Here is a 15,595-nt window from a genome sequence, read left to right on the forward strand (position 1 = left end):
GGTGGGCTTTACTGGCCCTGGATCGCGCTGAGCATGGTTTTGGCGTTGCCGTTGATGAAGCGCAGCGTGGCTTCGTAGCGCACCGCGTTGTCGACAAAGTTCGCGCGCTCGCGGTCCAGGTCCACCGTGTTGTTGTCCAGGCTCGGCTGCGCCTGCACGGAATAGCCCAGCGCGCCGGGGGCGCCAGTGCCCGTGCTGGCCGCGGGCAGTGGAATGTGGCGGGGGTCTGTGGCGCCCTTGGCCCCCAGGTTGCCCGTGGTGCCCACGGAGCCTGCGGTGGCGAGGCGGGTTACGCCCGATCCGGACCCCGTGGCTTCGCGCATCGCGTCGCCAAAGCTGAAATCGCGTGCCACGTAGCCCGGGGTGTCGGCGTTGGCGATGTTGCTGGCGATGGCGCGCTGGCGCTCGGCACGCAGCGTCAGCGCGTTGCCGTGAAAGTCCAGCCGGTTGGTCATCTTGTCAAGCATGGTTGCCTCACACCCTGGGTTGCAATGGCGCCGGGCAGGGGGCTTTCCGGCGTGGCTTGATTATGGAAACCGTGGCTTTTTTCTAAAGCGCGAAGAACGAGGAAATGGGCGCGCAGTTTCGGGTTTTGCGCTGTGCCCGGCTGCCTATAGTTCCAGTCGTGAAATAGTCTTTGCCGCCCTGCGCGGGAAGACGCGCGACGCCCAGGAGGCCCCATGCCATCGATCTTTTCTTCCCGTTTCGTCCGAGCCTGCGCGCAGGCTGTGTCCTTGCGCGGGCAGGTGGCCGCGCACCGCGCCCTGGCGGGCGTGGCGCTGGCGGCCGCTGTGGCCGGCGGCAGCGGCGCCGCGTTCGCGCAGGCCGCCGCCGATCCCGCGGCCGACCTGGGGCCGCTGACCCAGCGCTGGCTGGACGATGCGATGTCGCGCAACCAGCCTGCGGGGCTCCCCTTGCGGATGGAAGTGAGCGTTGGCTCACTGGATTCCAGGCTGCGGCTGGCGCCGTGTGCGCGGGTTGAGCCCTATCTGCCGGCCGGCGCGCGGCTGTGGGGGCGTACGCGCCTAGGACTGCGCTGCGTGGAGGGGCAGACCGCATGGAACGTGTATCTTCCGGTGACCGTCAAGGCCTTTGGCCCCGCCTGGGTGCTGATCAACCCCGTGGCTCCTGGCGCCATCCTCACGGCCAACGATGCGACGCAGGCCGAGGTGGACTGGGCCGAGGAGTCGGCGGCCGTCATGGCCAATCCGGAGCTGTGGGTCGGGCAGGTGGCCGCCCGCCAGCTGGTTGCCGGGCAGACTTTGCGCCAGACCATGGTGCGGGCCCCGCATCTTTTCCGGGCAGGGGCCCAGGTCAAGGTGGTCGCGCAGGGGCCGGGCTATGCCGTGACATCGGCCGGCCAGGCAATGTCGGCAGGGGCAGCGGGGCAGATTGTTCGCATCCGCATGGATAATGGCCGCGTTGTCAGTGGAACTGTGAATGAGACTGGGACAGTGGTCGTGGCTCTTTGATGACGCTGTGGCGATAAATGGCTAAAGTCCGGGCCAAAAGGGTCGAAAACATTGCTACTGTGCCCCACATCAAGCGGGGTGGTGGAGAGAGCGATGAAGATTGGTCAAAAACCGGAACTCCCGGGCGCCTTGGCGCAGACGGGGCCTGCCAAGCAGGCCAAAAGTCCTGCCAGCGCTGCTGAAGGAGCCGCCAAGGACGCAGCGGCCGTGTCAACCGCCGGTGTGCCCGTCACGGTGTCCACCGCAGCCCGCGCACTGGACCAGACGGCCCGTTCCACGGGCGATTTCGATGCCGGCAAGGTCAAGGCCGTGCGCACGGCCATCGAAAAAGGCACGTTCTCGGTGGATGCCGAGGCCATTGCCGACAAGATGCTCACCAACGCCCAGGAAATCCTCTCCCGCTCCCGCGGCTGATCCCACAGCTCGCTTGGCAGTCAGATGCCATCCAGCGCACAATGGGCCATGTCGCTGGAAGAATCCCTCTCGGCTGTTGAACAGCTGATCGAAAAAGTCTCCGCCGCCCTTCTTGCGGCAGATCCCCCATCCCTTGAGAAAAACAGCATGGCCCTGCGGGATGCTGCGGCCCAGTTCGCGCGCGTCCTGGAGCAGGCGGCGGCCCGGGGCCTGCCTTTGCCCGCGCAGTTGCAAAAGAGGGTGGATGCCATCGGCGACATGCTCGCCAATCACCGCGAGGGCCTCGCCCGCCTGTCCGCCAACGCCGACCGCCAGGTTGCCAGCCTGCTGCCCCAGGCCGGTTCCCCCGCTACCTATGGCGACGGCCGCGGCGCCCAGCCCGGCAAGCCCGGCGTGGCACGGATCTACAAGTCGGCGGGCTGAGTCGAGTCGCAACTCAAAAAAGATAGCTGCCAGCGCTTGAGCTACCTGCATTTGAATGGCCAAACCGGCTTGATCCAACGCAAGTCAAGCGCAAGCAGCTATCCCATCGATAGCGAACCGGGGTCAGTACGCCGGAGTTCGGCCTTGCGCAATGGCCGTCGAAACGGTCGCAACCCAACCAGTGCCACCGGGGATCTGGCTTCGCCAGTCCAGGGGGGGCGTCCCCTTCAGGGGGAAGGCGCCGCAGGCGACTCAGGGGGAGCCATGGCCTCAGGGAGCCCTAATGCGCCCGCATCTTGGCACGCAAGCGGGCGATGGACTGGCTGTGCAGCTGGCACACCCGTGACTCGGTAACCCCCAGCACGGCCGCGATCTCCTTGAGATTCATGTCGTGCTCGTAGTACATGCCCATGATGTGCTGCTCGCGCTCGGGCAGGCTCTTGATGGCGTTGACCAGGGACATCTTGAGCCGCTGGTCGCGCAGCAATTCCATGGGGTCGGCATCGCCGTCGGCAACATGGCGGTCCAGGAAACCGTCGTCGTCCTCGTTGCCGTGTGTCATGTCTTCCAGATACACGAGTTGTGTGCCCCGCACCTTGCCCAGCAGGTTCTGGTAGTCCGCCAGGTTCATGCCCATTTCGCTGGCGATCTCGGATTCGAGCGGGCTGCGGCCGAGTTTCTGCTCCTGCCGTTGCACGGCGTGCTCGATGTCTTTCTGGCTCTTGCGCGAGCTGCGGGACATCCAGTCGCCCTCGCGCAACTCGTCGAGCATGGCGCCGCGGATGCGCTGGGTCGCGAAGGTCTCGAACTGCACGCCCTGGGCGGCTTCGTAGCGCGAGAGTGCTTCCGCCAGGCCCATCATGCCGACCTGGATCAAATCGTCCAGCTCCACGTTGGGCGGCAGCTTGGCGATCATGTGGTGCGCAATCCTTCGCACCAGCGGGACGTGCTGGCGGATCAGCGCATCACGATCGAGCTGGCCTTTGGCGGTGTACATCAGATCAGTGGCTCCGGACAAAATGCGCAGGCATGCCTGTCAAGTTGCTGGGTGGCAGCGCAGTCAGCGATTCACTGATAGTGCCCGCATTTTCCAGTAGTTGCAAGGCCAGGCGCTGGAGGTCCTGGGGGTTCTGCGTGGCGATGGTGGTCGTGCGCACCGGGCCACCCAGGTGGCGCTCCGCGCAGTCCTGCAGGGTCAGCAGCGCGTGCTGTGTCTTGCGCCGTTCGGCGGCGGTGTCGCCGCGCAGCAAGGCCGCCACCATGCAGGGCAGGGTCGTGTGCAGGGCGATCTGCTTGAGGCTCTTGTAGCTGGTCAGCACGCCGGCCGATCCGTCGCCCATCACCACCAGCGGTATGGTGGACGTGTGCGTCAGCAGCGGCCCGAGCGTGGCCGCAGGCGCGTGCAGCACGATCAACCCGTAGGTCCGGAAATAGGGCAGCAGGCTGGGCAGGGGGGCCGTTTCATTGCGGCTGGCTTCCCGGCTGATGCGCAGAAGGCCCTTCGCCGCCGGAATCACCGCCAGCGAGGAGGCCATGGCCCCCATGTTCAGGCTGACACCCTCGTTCCAGGGCGCCTGTTGCAGCAGGTGCAGCAGCCCTGGGCTGTCGTCCGTCTCCTGGGCGGTGCCATCGAGCACCACCACCGGGTAGCCCAGGCGCTGCAGGCTTGCGCAGATCTGCCACAGCGTCTCCAGCCCGGTGCCCGCGTTGTCCTGGCTGGCGACCGCCACCACCCGCAGTTCCGACTGCGGGGTGAAGCTGTGCAGGCCTGCCGCCTGGTGAAAGCCGATATCAAGCATCGACCAGCCCCCGTTCGTTCATGGTGTCAGGCGAATGCGAGAAGAAGAAGTTCAGGTCGGTTGCCTTGGGGTCGAAAGCCGACTTGGCGGGAGCGCGCATGGAGGTGCTGATGAGCTTGTGTGCATCGGCGCGCTCCCAGTCTTCCGGCACGCGCTGGCCGTTGGTCACGCCGCGCAGCACCATCTGGTGGCGGATCAGTGCGTCGATGGCCGGGCCGAGTTTCACGGCTTCGTCCACCTTGGATAGGATGGCCTGCTGGGAGCCTTCGGTCTTGAACGCCGTGAGCACATCGTCGAGCGTGTCGCCATGGCAGCCCGCGTTGAGCACCAGCAGGCGGTTCACATGGGGCAGGTCCAGCACGTCGAGCATGTCGCGCTTGCGCGGGTCGCGCGGGGCCACGCCCGTGGTGTCGATGAGCACCATCTTCTTGCCCGACAGCAGGCCCAGCAGGTCCTGCAGCGCGGCGCGGTCGTGGGCCAGGTGGGCGACGATGCCCAGCATGCGGCCGTAGGTGCGCAGCTGCTCGTGGGCTCCCACACGGTAGGTGTCCAGCGTGATCAGGCCCACGCTGCCGGGGCCGTGGATGCGCGCGCACATCGCGGCCAGCTTGGCGGTGGTGGTGGTCTTGCCCACGCCGGTGGAGCCCACCAGCGCGAAGATGCCGCCTTGTTCGTACAGCGGGGGTTCGGCCAGGTCGGTCCTGAGGTTGCGCTCCAGCACCTCCATGAGCCAGCGCACGGATTCGGCGGCCGACAGCTCCTCGGGCATGCGCTCCAGCACGGCACGGGCCAGGGAAGGGGAGTAGCCTGCGCGGATCATCTTGAGCATGAGGTTGGACTGGATGGGGTTCTGCCGCGCCTGCCCCAGCCACGCCAGGGTGTTGAAACGGTCCTCGATCAGTTCCTTCATCGCGTGCAGCTCGCTCATCACGCTCTGCTGGTTGGCGGCCGACTGCACGGCGCTGCTCACGGCGGGCTCCTGCCGGCGGCGTGGCGGCTCGGGCGGGATGTCCATGGGGATGGTGCGCAGCGGGTTGTGGCGCGCCACGGCAGGCGCGGGCATGCGTTCGCGCTCCGGTTCCTGGTCGCGGCTGCGCTCCGACAGGGTTTGCGGTTCGGCCGGGCCATTGAGCGCCTCGTGGCGGCGGCGCAGCATGCGCTCGCGCACATAGTCCTGGAACGACAGCGTGCTCATCGCCAGCTGCTCGGTGTCTTCCTCCACCGGGTTGCGGCCCAGGGTGCTGGCGGCGGCTGCTGCTGCCTGGCTTGCGCGCTGGGGCGCGCTGCGCGCCGGTGTGGGGGCCAGCAAGGGCGGGTTGGCGGACGGGCCCGCGCCACCACCGTCCAGCGCCGAGAGCGTGTCCTCGGCCGTGGCCACGACTTCGACGCCGTTGGCCGTGGGGCGGTTGGACAGGATCAATGTGCCGTCACCAAAGGCCATGCGCGCTTTGGCCAGAGCCTCCCGGGATGTGGGAGCGTGGAAGCGTTTGATGTTCATGCTGATGCACCTCTAAGGATCGGCCCAATGCGGATGGTGTGGGTCTCGGGGATTTCACTGTGGGCAAGCACCTGCAGCCGGGGCGCGACGCGGCGCACCAGGCGGGAGATGGCATTGCGGATCTGGTCTGGCACCAGCAGGCAGGCGGGCAGGCCCATCTCTTCCTGCTTGAGGGCCACCTCGGCGGCCTTTTGCGTGAGGATGTCGGCCACGCCAGGGTCCAGGGCGGGGCCGGCGGTGTTGCCCAGCGCCTGCACCAGCAGGCGTTCGAGGCCTGGTTCGATGGCGATGACGTTGAGTTCGCGGGTGGGGCCGTAGATCTGTTGCACGATGGCGGGCGACAGCGCGATGCGCACGCGGCGGGCCAGCTCGACCGGGTCGGAGATGCCGCCGGCAAACTCGGCCAGCGTTTCGATGATGGTGCGGATATCGCGGATGTGCACAGACTCTTCCAGCAGCAGCTGGAGGACTTTCTGGAACGTTGCGATGGAGACCATTTTCGGGACCACTTCTTCGATGAGCTTGGGAGCCAGCTTGGCCACGTGCTCCACGAGTTGCTGCGTTTCCGTGCGACTGAGGAGCTTGGCGGCTTGCACTTGCATCAAGTGTGACAAATGGGTGGCCATCACGGTTTCGGAATCAACGACCGTAAAACCCGCCATTTGTGCGGCTTCCTTCTGGCGGTCGTCGATCCAGTGTGCTGGGAGGCCGAACGCGGGGTCGGTGGTGGGGGTGCCGATCAGGGGCGTGGTGATGCCGCCCGGGTTGATGGCCAGGAACATGCCGGGGAAGGCCTCGCCTTCGCCGACCACCACGCCACGCAGCGTGATGCGGTAGCCGCTGGGCTTCAATTCGAGGTTGTCGCGCACGTGCACGGCGGGCGGCAGAAAGCCGACTTCCTGCGCAAACTTGCGGCGCACGCCCTTGATGCGCGTGAGCAGGTCGCCCTGGCGGCTCTTGTCCACCAGGCTGATCAGGCGGTAGCCCAGCTCCAGGCCCAGCAGGTCCACGGGCTGCAGGTCGTCCCAGGTGGCTTCGCCGTCGCTCACGGGGGCGGGCGGGGCCTCGACTTCGGGCGGCACCTTCTGCCGTTCATGCAGCACCCAGGCGCCATAGGCGAGCAGGCCACCCATGGTCAGAAACACCACGTGGGGCATGCCCGGAATCAGGCCCAGCAGCAGCAGGATGCCGGCGGTCACGCCCAGCACGCGGGGCGACATGAAGAGCTGCTGCACGATCTGGCGGCCCATGTCGTGGTCCTTGCCCACGCGCGAGATCACCATGGCCGCAGCCACCGAGATCAGCAGGCCGGGAATCTGCGCCACCAGCGCATCACCAATGGCCAGCAGGATGTAGCTGTCGGCCGCCTGCTTGGCCGACAGGTCGTGCTGCAAGACCCCGATGGCGAAGCCGCCGATGATGTTGATCAGCAGAATCAGGATGCCAGCGACCGCATCGCCGCGCACGAACTTGGAGGCACCGTCCATGGACCCGAAGAAGTTCGCTTCTTCCGCCACTTCGGCGCGGCGGCGCTTGGCTTCCTTCTCGTCGATCAGGCCGGCGTTCAGGTCGGCATCCACCGCCATCTGTTTGCCGGGCATGGCGTCCAGCGTGAAGCGGGCCGACACTTCGGCAATGCGCTCGGCGCCTTTGGTGATCACCACGAAGTTGATCACCACCAGGATCGCGAACACGATCAGCCCGACGGCAAAGTTGCCACCGATCAGGAAGTGGCCGAAGGCCTCGATCACCGCGCCGGCGGCGCCCGGACCCGTGTGGCCTTCCAGCAGCACCACGCGGGTGGAGGCCACGTTCAGCGACAGGCGCATGAGGGTGGTCAGCAGCAGCACCGAGGGAAAGGCCGCGAAATCCAGGGGGCGCAGCATGTAGGCCGCCACCATCATCACCATCAGGGCCACGGCGATGTTCAGCGTGAAGAACGCGTCGAGCAGCCACGGCGGGATTGGCAGCACCATGAGCGCCAGGATGGCCACCACGAGCAACGGGGCTGACAGCCCCTGGAGGGCGTTGGCATTGCTGCCCGCCCATTGCTGCAAAGATTTCACGGAGGTGTTCATGCGGCGGCACCTTGCACGGGCGTGCGGTTCAGCGGATCGAGTTCAGGGGGCACAAACGGCTCCACCAGGCTGTCGGGCATGCGGCCTTCGCCGCGCAGGGCGGCCTTGAGGCGGTAGACGTAGGCCAGCACCTGGGCCACGGCGGTGTAGAGCGTGGCGGGAATGGCCTGGTCCAGCTCGGCATGGGCATACAGGGCGCGGGCCAGCATGGGCGACTGCAGCACGGGCACGTTGTGCTCCTTGGCCACGTCGCGGATCTTGAGCGCGATGAGGTCGGTGCCGCGCGAGATGACCTGCGGCGCGCTCATGGTCTTCTCGTCGTACTTGAGCGCCACGGCGTAGTGGGTGGGGTTCATGACCACGAAGTCGGCCTTGGGAACGGCGCCCACGCTGGCACGGTCGGCGATCTCGCGCTGCTTCTGGCGGATGCGACCCTTGGTGTGGGGGTTGCCGTCGGATTCCTTGTGCTCCTGCTTGATTTCCTCGTGCGACATCTTCAGGCGCGCCTTGAAGAAGTAGGCCTGCAGGGGCACGTCCACCAGCGCGGCCAGGAACACCACCAGGAGCAGCAGGCTCATGCCGGACGTGAGCCAGTCGGCCAGCTGGCGGATGGCCATGGGGGAGGGCTGCAGCACCAGCATGGCCACGGTGTCGATGCTGCTGCCCATGAACTTCCAGGCCACGTAGCTCAGGATCGCGGTCATCAGCACCATCTTGGCCACGTTGGCCATCTGCTGCTTGGAAAACAGGTTGGCGAGCCCCGAGATCGGATTGAGCCGGTTGAACTGGGGCGAAATGGGCTTGAGGCTCAGAATCCAGCCGCCGGCACCGATGGCGCTGATCAGGGCCGCGGCGCCGGTGAGGATGGCGAACACCGCGCTGGCCACCAGGCCCACGACCACCATGTCCTGCAGGCGCTTGAGCATGGTGCCGGGCGCCATGACGGTGGTGGCGTCAAACGCGAGCTGCTGGCTCATCGCCCGCTGCATGTGGTCCATCAGCTGGGGGGCCAGAATGAGCAGGCAGGCCGCGCCCGCGCCCAGGATCGCCAGGTGGGAAAGATCGCGCGAGCGTGCTCCCTGGCCGTCTTCGCGCGCTTTCTGCAGCTTGCGCTCTGACGCGGGTAGGCTTTTTTCTTGGCTGGATTCCATGGTGGCATGACGGCTCGTGTCATGCCATTGTCGTGAGCGACCCGGAAATCTAAAGGCCGATAAGGAGGCTGCAGCCCCCTCTTTTCAGAGACGTAACAGGCGCCGGCGTGGCGCCTGCGGCCGCCGCAGGGCCGCGGGCGGCGTTGCGTGGCCGCAGCCTCAGAAGCCGAGGCTGGCCAGCAGGTCGTCCACCTGGGACTGGTCGGTCACCACGTCGGGAGTGTGCTCGGGGTCCACCACGGGGCCCTGCAGGTGCTGGGTGCGGGGTGGTTCGGCCACGGCGGCCACCTGTGCATTGGGGGGGGCGGTCTGGATCAGCAGCTGCACCAGCTGGTCCTCGATGGTGGCGGCGAGGTTGACCACCCGGGCGATCACCTGCCCGGTCAGGTCGTGGAAGTCCTGCGCCATCATGATTTCGGTGAGGTGCGTGTCGGCTTCCTTCGTCACCCGCTCGACATCGGTGAGGAAATTCATGATTTCCCCCTTGGCCACGGCCGCCACCGGGTCCTTGACCAGGGACGTCACCACACGGCGCGTCTCGGCGGCGATGTAGTCGTGCTGCGCCTTGGCCTGCTCGACGCGGTTGAGCACTTTCTCGGCGGCTTCCCCGGTCAGCCGGGCGATGTACGACAGGCGGCTCTGGGCGTCGGGCAGCTCGCCCATGGAGCCGCGCAGCTTGTCGGCGTAGCCCAGCTCGTTGAGCGAGTCGTGCAGCTGGCGTGTCAGCAGGCCGATCTTGTGGTGTACATCCGCAGGCGGCTGGCTGTTGTCCGGTATGTCGTCCATGGTGTCATAGCCCCATCTTTTTCAGGATCAAGGTCACTTTCTCTTCGAGTGTTGCCTTGGTGAAGGGTTTGACGATGTAGCCGGCGGCCCCGCCCTGCGCGGCGGCCACGATGTCTTCCTTGCGGGCTTCCGCGGTGACCATCAGGACGGGCAGGTGCTTGAGCTTGTCGTCCTTCTTGATTTCCGCCAGCAGCTGGAAGCCGTTCATGTTGGGCATGTTGATGTCGGTCACCACGAAGTCGAACTTGCTGTTGCGCAGCTTGTTCAGGGCGGCCACGCCATCTTCGGCCTCGTCGGCATCGGCAAAGCCGCTTTCCTTGAGCAGATTGCGCACGATGCGCCGCATGGTGGAGAAGTCGTCAACGATCAAAAAACGAAGGGCTGTGGTCACGTGGGACCCTTTCGGTCGGAAATGGCTGTAAGTATTGTCATGGGTGGCAGGGTTGGTGACAAGTCGTAACGTTTACCTGCCGAGGGGGGGATTTTCCCGCTTTTCATTCAACAGTTCTGTCGAAGTGATTTCGGGAATCCCCTTGCCCATGAGTCGTTCTTCGGCCTCCCGGGTCAGCACCGTGATGGTGATGCGCCGGTTGGCGGGTGCGCGCGGGTTCTTTGGCTCCAGCAGATCGCTGGCCGCCAGGCCCACCACACGTCCCAGTTTAGCGTCTGGCATGCCGGCCGAGACAAGCTCCCGGCGCGAGGCGTTGGCGCGGTCGGCCGACAGCTCCCAGTTGCTGTAGCCCCGGTCGCTGTTGCCGTAGGGCACGGCATCGGTATGCCCGGCCAGGCTGATGCGGTTTTCCACCCCGCCGAGGGCAGCGCCAATCTCGCGCAGGATGTCGCGCATGTAGGGTTTCACCAACGCGCTGCCGCTGTCGAACATGGGGCGGTTCTGGTCGTCGATGATCTGGATCTGCAACCCGTCGGGCGTGATGTCGATGCGGATCTGCGACTTGTATTCATTCAGGCGCGGGTTTTCCGTGATGAGCGCATCGATCTTGGCTTCCAGCGCCTTGATGCGGTCCAGGTCCTGCTTGGCCTGCTCGGCCCGGGCTGCGTCGATGCTCATGCGGCGCTGCTTGGCGGCCTCCACGTCGGAGCGCCGCACCTGGCCGTGCACCTTGGACAGGTCGTTCCCCCCGCCGGGAATCACGCTGGAACTGTTGCCGGCACCGTCGCCGCCGGTCATGGCCACCTTGAGCGGCGACGCGAAATAGGCTGCAATCCCCTGCAGTTCGCCCTTGGCGGTGGAACCCAGCAGCCACATCAGCAGGAAGAACGCCATCATCGCCGTCACGAAGTCGGCATACGCGATCTTCCAGGCGCCGCCATGCACCGCATGGCCGCCTTTCTTGATGCGCTTGATGATGATGGGCTGGAGCTTCTTTTCTGCCATGGTCAGCTATCCCGTCGGCTCCCCATGGCGCCGCGCACCACCCGCAGCCTTTGATGCCGGCGTGTCCCAAGCCAGGGCAGCAAGCCAAGGTTCGCCCCGCAGCGCCGCGAGCGCGGAGGGAAGGCGCGTGGCGCACCAGGGCGGTGTCTCATTTCTTCCCCTTCACATGCCCCTCCAGCTCGGTGAAGCTGGGGCGGACGCTGGAGAAAAGCACCTTGCGGCCAAACTCGATGGCCGTGGCGGGGTTGTAGCCCTGCATGCTGGCCAGCAGGGTGGACTTGATGCACTGCAGCTCCTTGGCGGCATCTTCGGTCTTTTGCTCGACCAGGCCGCCCAGGGGCTCGACCACGCCGTAGGCCAGCAAGATCCCGAGGAACGTGCCCACCAGCGCCGAGCCGATCATGCCGCCCAGCACCGAGGGCGGCTGGCCCACCGAGCCCATGGTGTTCACCACGCCCAGCACGGCGGCCACGATCCCGAACGCGGGCAGGGCGCCGGCCAGGCGCGCCAGCGCGGCCACGGGCGCGTGGGCCTCCTGGTGGTGGGTGTCGATCTCGCTGTCCATCAACGCCTCGATCTCGTGCGAGTTGAGGTTGCCCGACACCATCATGCGCAGGTAGTCGGTGGTGAACTCGATCACGTGGTGGTCGCTGCCCACCGTGGGGTATTTCTTGAAGATCTCGGATTCGTGGGGTGCTTCCACATCCTTTTCGATGGCCATCAGCCCCTCCTTACGGGCCTTCTGCAGGATGTCATAGAGCATCGCCATGAGCTCCATGTAGCGCGCCTTGGTGTACTTGGATCCCTTGAGCGCCATCGGGATGGCCGCCATGGTGGCCTTGATCACCTTGGGCTGGTTGTTCACCACGAAGGCGCCCAGCGCGCCCCCCAGGATGGTGATGATCTCGAAGGGCAGGGCCTTCAGGATCACGCTGATATTTCCCCCGTGCACGATGTACACGCCGAAGATGCAGCCGAGGCAAACGACGTAACCGATGATGACAAACATGCTTTGTGCGTGATGAGTTGCGGCGAGCGGGCAAACGATGCGGCGGATTCAGGGGGGGGCAGACAACGCGGGCGCTGTGTTCTCAAATGTATCGGATTGCAGGGGCCAGACCAACGAACGGGTTGCCTGGGACGACCTGGCGGCCGGCGTGCCGCGCAATGACGTTAGCACAAGACGGCGCAAAAAAAGAGGCCAAATTGGCCTCTAGTGGTTGTATGGTAAGCGGTAGATGCTCCTGTTTTTGAGACTTTTCGCCCACCCAGGCCTGCGTGCCACCACTACTTGAGCAAGGCCAGCACTCCCTGCGGAATCTGGTTGGCCTGGGCCACCATGGCCGTGCCAGCCTGCTGCAGGATCTGGGCGCGCGACAGGTTGGCGGTTTCTGCGGCAAAGTCGGCGTCCTGGATGCGGCCACGCGAGGCAGACATGTTTTCCGAGGACAGCTGCAGGTTCGAGATGGTGGTCTCGAATCGCGCCTGCAAGGCACCAAAGCTCGCACGCTGGCCGTTCACTGCCGCCAGGGCCGAATCGATGATCTTCAGGGCCTTGGTCGAGCCGTCGACGGTGGACACGTCGATGACGTTGACGGCGTTCAACGTGGATGCCGTCGCCGTGACCGGGGGCGTGCCCGTCAGATTGGTAATGGCGAAGCCCTTGTCCGAGCTCATCTCCAGGTACCCGGTGGCCGTCGCAAAGCCGCCGGCGGGCGCAGCGGCGACACCCGCGACAAAGGTGGGGGTGCCGGTGGAGGCCGACGTCGCGGCATCGTAGGCGCCCACGGCAATGGTGTTGCCCGCCAGGGAGTTGTTCTGAATCTGGATGTTGGCACCCGACTCATTGATGAGCACTATGCCGTCGCCGGCGTCGTTGAGTTTGGCGGTGATGCCGGTTTGCGACGACACGTCGTTGAAACCCTTGATGGCTTCCGCCAGCCCGCCCGCGGTCGCGCCGGCGGCGGATACGCTGAAAGTCACGTTGGCGGCGGTCGCGTTGTCTCCCTTCATCGCCAGAGAATAGGAGCCGCCAGCCACGAAGGTGGTCAGGTTGACCTGGTTGCGTGCAGACGCGGAGACACCGGTGGATTCGGAGAGCGCGTTGATTTTGGCGGCCGCGGTGGCCATCGTGTCGGTGGCGGTGAGCGTGACCGTCTTGGTTTGCAGCCCGGCGATGTCGAACGTGCCGGTCAGCGCCGTGGGGGCCGCCGCCGCCGTCACCACCACGGGCGCCGACTGCTTGAGCTGTGCTCCGTACGTCGTCGTGCGGAAGTTGCCGGTGGTCGCCGTGATGGTCTGGTTGGCGTTGGCGCCCACCTGGAAGGTGGCGGAGCCGAACGAGCCGTCCAGCAGCTTCTGGCCGTTGAACTCGGTGGTGACGGAAATACGGTCCAGCTCGGACAGCAGCTGGCCGACTTCGGCCTGAATGGCCTTGCGGTCGCCGGCGGAGTTGGAGGCATTGGCGGATTGCACGGACAATTCGCGCACACGCTGCAGAATGTTGCTGGCGCCCGCCAGGGCGCCTTCAGCGACCTGGGCCAGGGAAATACCATCGTTGGCATTGCGCACCGCCTGGTTCAGGCCCCGGATCTGGGTGGTGAAGCGCTCGGAAATGGCCAGGCCGGCGGCGTCGTCCTTGGCGCTGTTGATGCGCAGGCCCGACGACAGGCGCTGGATGGAGGTGCTGAGCGATGCCTGGCTCATGCCCAGATTGCGCTGGGCGGTCAGGGAGCTGACGTTGGTATTGATAGTGGCTGCCATGGATATGCTCCTTAAAGGCTTGAAAAACCAAATCTGCGCCGGTAGAAGCCCCACCGTCCGGCAGACAAGACGGGAACGATGGGTGAATTGTGAAAGTCGAGCGCGGTGCGCAGTGGTGCGATAAAGCGCACAAAAACCCTGCAACTTGTGCGTTTCGCCCTAAAGTTTTCGCCGCAGCTTCCGAAAACATTTGCAACGGGACGTAAATGCCCGCCGTTCTACAGAAGGCCATGCTGGCGCTGTGAACCGTATGGCCGGGTGCCTTGCCTGGCACTAGGTTGGCGGCAACGCCATGTTCAGTCAGTTCTTTTCAGGAGATTTGCAAATGGCAGCTACCATCAACACCAACGTCAGTTCCTTGACCGCCCAGCGCAATCTGGGTATGAGCCAACTGTCGCTCAACACCTCCATCCAGCGCCTGTCGTCGGGCCTGCGCATCAACAGCGCCAAGGACGACGCCGCCGGCCTGGCCATTTCCGAGCGTTTCACCTCGCAGATCCGCGGCCTGAACCAGGCAGTGCGCAATGCCAACGACGGCATTTCGCTGGCGCAAACCGCTGAAGGCGCGCTCAAGGCCTCTGGCGACATCCTGCAACGTGTGCGTGAACTGTCCGTGCAGTCCGCCAATGCCACCAACTCCGCCGGCGACCGCAAGGCCATCCAGGCTGAAGTCGGTCAGCTGCTGTCCGAACTGGACCGCATCTCCACCACGACCGAATTCAATGGCCAGAAGCTGCTGGACGGCTCGTTCGGCTCCGCCACCTTCCAGGTGGGCGCCAACGCCAACCAGACCATCACGGCGACCACCGGCAACTTCCGCACGACGACCTATGGTGCGCAGCTGAAGGCCTCGGCCAGCGTTCCTGCGGCTGCCGCCGCTCCCGCCGCCGCCGCCGCGACCGTTATCGTGAACGGCCTACAAAGCAAGACGGTGAACGTCGACGCTGCCGACACGGCTTCGAAAATTGCCGCAGCGGTCAACGCAGCGGCCGAAACCACCGGCGTGACGGCTTCGGCTCGCAATCTGTCCGAGTTCAAGATCACCACGGCAGGTGCCGTGTCCCTGGCGATCAAGGGCGACAACACCACGACCGCCGCCAACATCACCTTCAGCGCGACCTCGGCAACCGACTTGGGCGAAGCCGTCAAGGCATTCAATGACGTGGCATCGCAGACCGGCATCACCGCCAAGCTCAACAGCGCCGGCGATGGCATCCTGCTGACCAATGATGCGGGCTCGGACATCAATATCGTCAACAACTCGACGGTGGCCGTGACCACCCTGGCATCGCAAAACGCGACGGCCGCTACGCTGACCTTCTCTGCCGCGCAGTCCATGGCAGTCGCTGGCGGCACGGCCAACTCCCGTGGCACGGTGGAGTTCAGCTCCGACAAGGGCTTCTCTCTGGGCGGCACCTCCGCGTACGTGGCAGCCGGTGCTTCGACCCTGAATTCCGTCAACACCATCGACGTGTCGACTGTCGACGGTTCGACCAAGGCCCTGAAGATCATCGATTCGGCCCTGTCCGCCGTCAACGGCCAGCGCGCCAGCTTCGGTGCCCTGCAGTCGCGCTTCGAGACCACGGTGAACAACCTGCAAAGCACGTCCGAAAACATGTCTGCCTCGCGTGGCCGCATCCAGGACGCCGACTTTGCCGCAGAAACCGCCAACCTGTCGCGCGCCCAGATCCTGCAGCAGGCTGGCACGGCCATGGTGGCCCAGGCCAACCAGCTGCCACAAGGTGTTCTGGCCCTGCTGCGCTGATCATCTTTGGCAGAGGGTTGAACAGGCGGGGCGGGTTTGTGGAACAAGCC

15 protein-coding genes are annotated in these 15,595 nt (G+C 65.5%); 4 read left to right on the forward strand and 11 right to left on the reverse strand.

Translation table 11 applies throughout. The annotated features are described in order from the left end of the window. Positions 1-8 precede the first annotated feature (8 nt). The gene (gene flgB / locus AC07OD_RS17895; protein WP_218296953.1) at positions 9-467 is read right to left on the reverse strand and encodes a flagellar basal body rod protein FlgB; all 459 of its coding nucleotides are present in this window, start codon (positions 465-467) and stop codon (positions 9-11) included. A 213-nt stretch (positions 468-680) separates the two neighbouring features. Between flgB and flgA the strand changes: the two genes are divergently transcribed. From flgA to AC07OD_RS17910, 3 genes are all read left to right on the forward strand, one after another. Next, positions 681-1,472, forward strand: a complete 792-nt coding sequence (flgA, locus tag AC07OD_RS17900; RefSeq protein WP_218296954.1) for a flagellar basal body P-ring formation chaperone FlgA — start codon at positions 681-683, stop codon at positions 1,470-1,472. Positions 1,473-1,565: 93 nt separating this feature from the next. Further along, positions 1,566-1,886, forward strand: a complete 321-nt coding sequence (flgM, locus tag AC07OD_RS17905) for a flagellar biosynthesis anti-sigma factor FlgM (protein WP_218341822.1) — start codon at positions 1,566-1,568, stop codon at positions 1,884-1,886. A gap of 147 nt (positions 1,887-2,033) precedes the next feature. Then, positions 2,034-2,309, forward strand: a complete 276-nt coding sequence (locus AC07OD_RS17910; RefSeq protein ID WP_255591934.1) for a hypothetical protein — start codon at positions 2,034-2,036, stop codon at positions 2,307-2,309. 280 nt (positions 2,310-2,589) lie between these two features. Here AC07OD_RS17910 and AC07OD_RS17915 read toward each other — a convergent pair whose 3' ends face one another. The 10 genes from AC07OD_RS17915 to AC07OD_RS17960 form a co-directional block, all read right to left on the reverse strand. Next, a complete protein-coding gene (locus tag AC07OD_RS17915; protein WP_494597667.1) occupies positions 2,590-3,306 on the reverse strand; it encodes an RNA polymerase sigma factor FliA in 717 nt (238 codons plus the stop codon). Positions 3,307-3,310: 4 nt separating this feature from the next. Then, on the reverse strand, positions 3,311-4,108 hold the full coding sequence (locus tag AC07OD_RS17920; RefSeq protein ID WP_218341823.1) for a hypothetical protein: 798 nt from the start codon (positions 4,106-4,108) through the stop codon (positions 3,311-3,313). Next, positions 4,101-5,606 carry a flagellar biosynthesis GTPase FlhF gene (flhF, locus tag AC07OD_RS17925; RefSeq protein WP_492245117.1) on the reverse strand — a complete coding sequence of 502 codons (1,506 nt, stop codon included), beginning with the start codon at positions 5,604-5,606 and terminating at the stop codon, positions 4,101-4,103. The genes AC07OD_RS17920 and flhF overlap by 8 nt, the downstream gene beginning before the upstream one ends. After that, on the reverse strand, positions 5,603-7,684 hold the full coding sequence (flhA, locus tag AC07OD_RS17930; RefSeq protein WP_218296959.1) for a flagellar biosynthesis protein FlhA: 2,082 nt from the start codon (positions 7,682-7,684) through the stop codon (positions 5,603-5,605). The genes flhF and flhA overlap by 4 nt, the downstream gene beginning before the upstream one ends. Further along, positions 7,681-8,835, reverse strand: a complete 1,155-nt coding sequence (locus AC07OD_RS17935) for an EscU/YscU/HrcU family type III secretion system export apparatus switch protein (protein WP_494597668.1) — start codon at positions 8,833-8,835, stop codon at positions 7,681-7,683. Before AC07OD_RS17935 ends, flhA begins: the two co-directional genes overlap by 4 nt. Positions 8,836-8,994: 159 nt before the next feature. Further along, positions 8,995-9,621, reverse strand: a complete 627-nt coding sequence (locus tag AC07OD_RS17940; RefSeq protein WP_218296961.1) for a protein phosphatase CheZ — start codon at positions 9,619-9,621, stop codon at positions 8,995-8,997. 4 nt (positions 9,622-9,625) lie between these two features. Continuing rightward, the gene (gene cheY, locus AC07OD_RS17945) at positions 9,626-10,012 is read right to left on the reverse strand and encodes a chemotaxis response regulator CheY (RefSeq protein WP_010466076.1); all 387 of its coding nucleotides are present in this window, start codon (positions 10,010-10,012) and stop codon (positions 9,626-9,628) included. Positions 10,013-10,084: 72 nt separating this feature from the next. Then, on the reverse strand, positions 10,085-11,017 hold the full coding sequence (gene motB, locus AC07OD_RS17950; RefSeq protein WP_369643498.1) for a flagellar motor protein MotB: 933 nt from the start codon (positions 11,015-11,017) through the stop codon (positions 10,085-10,087). Between the two features lie 148 nt (positions 11,018-11,165). Continuing rightward, positions 11,166-12,026, reverse strand: a complete 861-nt coding sequence (gene motA, locus AC07OD_RS17955; RefSeq protein WP_218296963.1) for a flagellar motor stator protein MotA — start codon at positions 12,024-12,026, stop codon at positions 11,166-11,168. 278 nt (positions 12,027-12,304) lie between these two features. Then, complete coding sequence (locus AC07OD_RS17960; RefSeq protein WP_494597669.1) at positions 12,305-13,780, reverse strand: flagellin N-terminal helical domain-containing protein; 1,476 nt, start codon at positions 13,778-13,780, stop codon at positions 12,305-12,307. Between the two features lie 325 nt (positions 13,781-14,105). Between AC07OD_RS17960 and AC07OD_RS17965 the strand changes: the two genes are divergently transcribed. Next, positions 14,106-15,545 carry a flagellin N-terminal helical domain-containing protein gene (locus AC07OD_RS17965; protein ID WP_218296965.1) on the forward strand — a complete coding sequence of 480 codons (1,440 nt, stop codon included), beginning with the start codon at positions 14,106-14,108 and terminating at the stop codon, positions 15,543-15,545. The last annotated feature ends 50 nt before the right edge of the window (positions 15,546-15,595 follow it).

This window comes from Acidovorax sp. GW821-FHT10E03, assembly GCF_059415205.1.

Coding starts and splice junctions, on each gene's coding strand:
- flgB (WP_218296953.1), bottom strand. CDS start 467: ATGCTTGACAAGATGACCAACCGGCTGGACTTTCACGGCAACGCGCTG.
- flgA (WP_218296954.1), top strand. CDS start 681: ATGCCATCGATCTTTTCTTCCCGTTTCGTCCGAGCCTGCGCGCAGGCT.
- flgM (WP_218341822.1), top strand. CDS start 1,566: ATGAAGATTGGTCAAAAACCGGAACTCCCGGGCGCCTTGGCGCAGACG.
- AC07OD_RS17910 (WP_255591934.1), top strand. CDS start 2,034: ATGGCCCTGCGGGATGCTGCGGCCCAGTTCGCGCGCGTCCTGGAGCAG.
- AC07OD_RS17915 (WP_494597667.1), bottom strand. CDS start 3,306: ATGTACACCGCCAAAGGCCAGCTCGATCGTGATGCGCTGATCCGCCAG.
- AC07OD_RS17920 (WP_218341823.1), bottom strand. CDS start 4,108: ATGCTTGATATCGGCTTTCACCAGGCGGCAGGCCTGCACAGCTTCACC.
- flhF (WP_492245117.1), bottom strand. CDS start 5,606: ATGAACATCAAACGCTTCCACGCTCCCACATCCCGGGAGGCTCTGGCC.
- flhA (WP_218296959.1), bottom strand. CDS start 7,684: ATGAACACCTCCGTGAAATCTTTGCAGCAATGGGCGGGCAGCAATGCC.
- AC07OD_RS17935 (WP_494597668.1), bottom strand. CDS start 8,835: ATGGAATCCAGCCAAGAAAAAAGCCTACCCGCGTCAGAGCGCAAGCTG.
- AC07OD_RS17940 (WP_218296961.1), bottom strand. CDS start 9,621: ATGGACGACATACCGGACAACAGCCAGCCGCCTGCGGATGTACACCAC.
- motB (WP_369643498.1), bottom strand. CDS start 11,017: ATGGCAGAAAAGAAGCTCCAGCCCATCATCATCAAGCGCATCAAGAAA.
- motA (WP_218296963.1), bottom strand. CDS start 12,026: ATGTTTGTCATCATCGGTTACGTCGTTTGCCTCGGCTGCATCTTCGGC.
- AC07OD_RS17960 (WP_494597669.1), bottom strand. CDS start 13,780: ATGGCAGCCACTATCAATACCAACGTCAGCTCCCTGACCGCCCAGCGC.
- AC07OD_RS17965 (WP_218296965.1), top strand. CDS start 14,106: ATGGCAGCTACCATCAACACCAACGTCAGTTCCTTGACCGCCCAGCGC.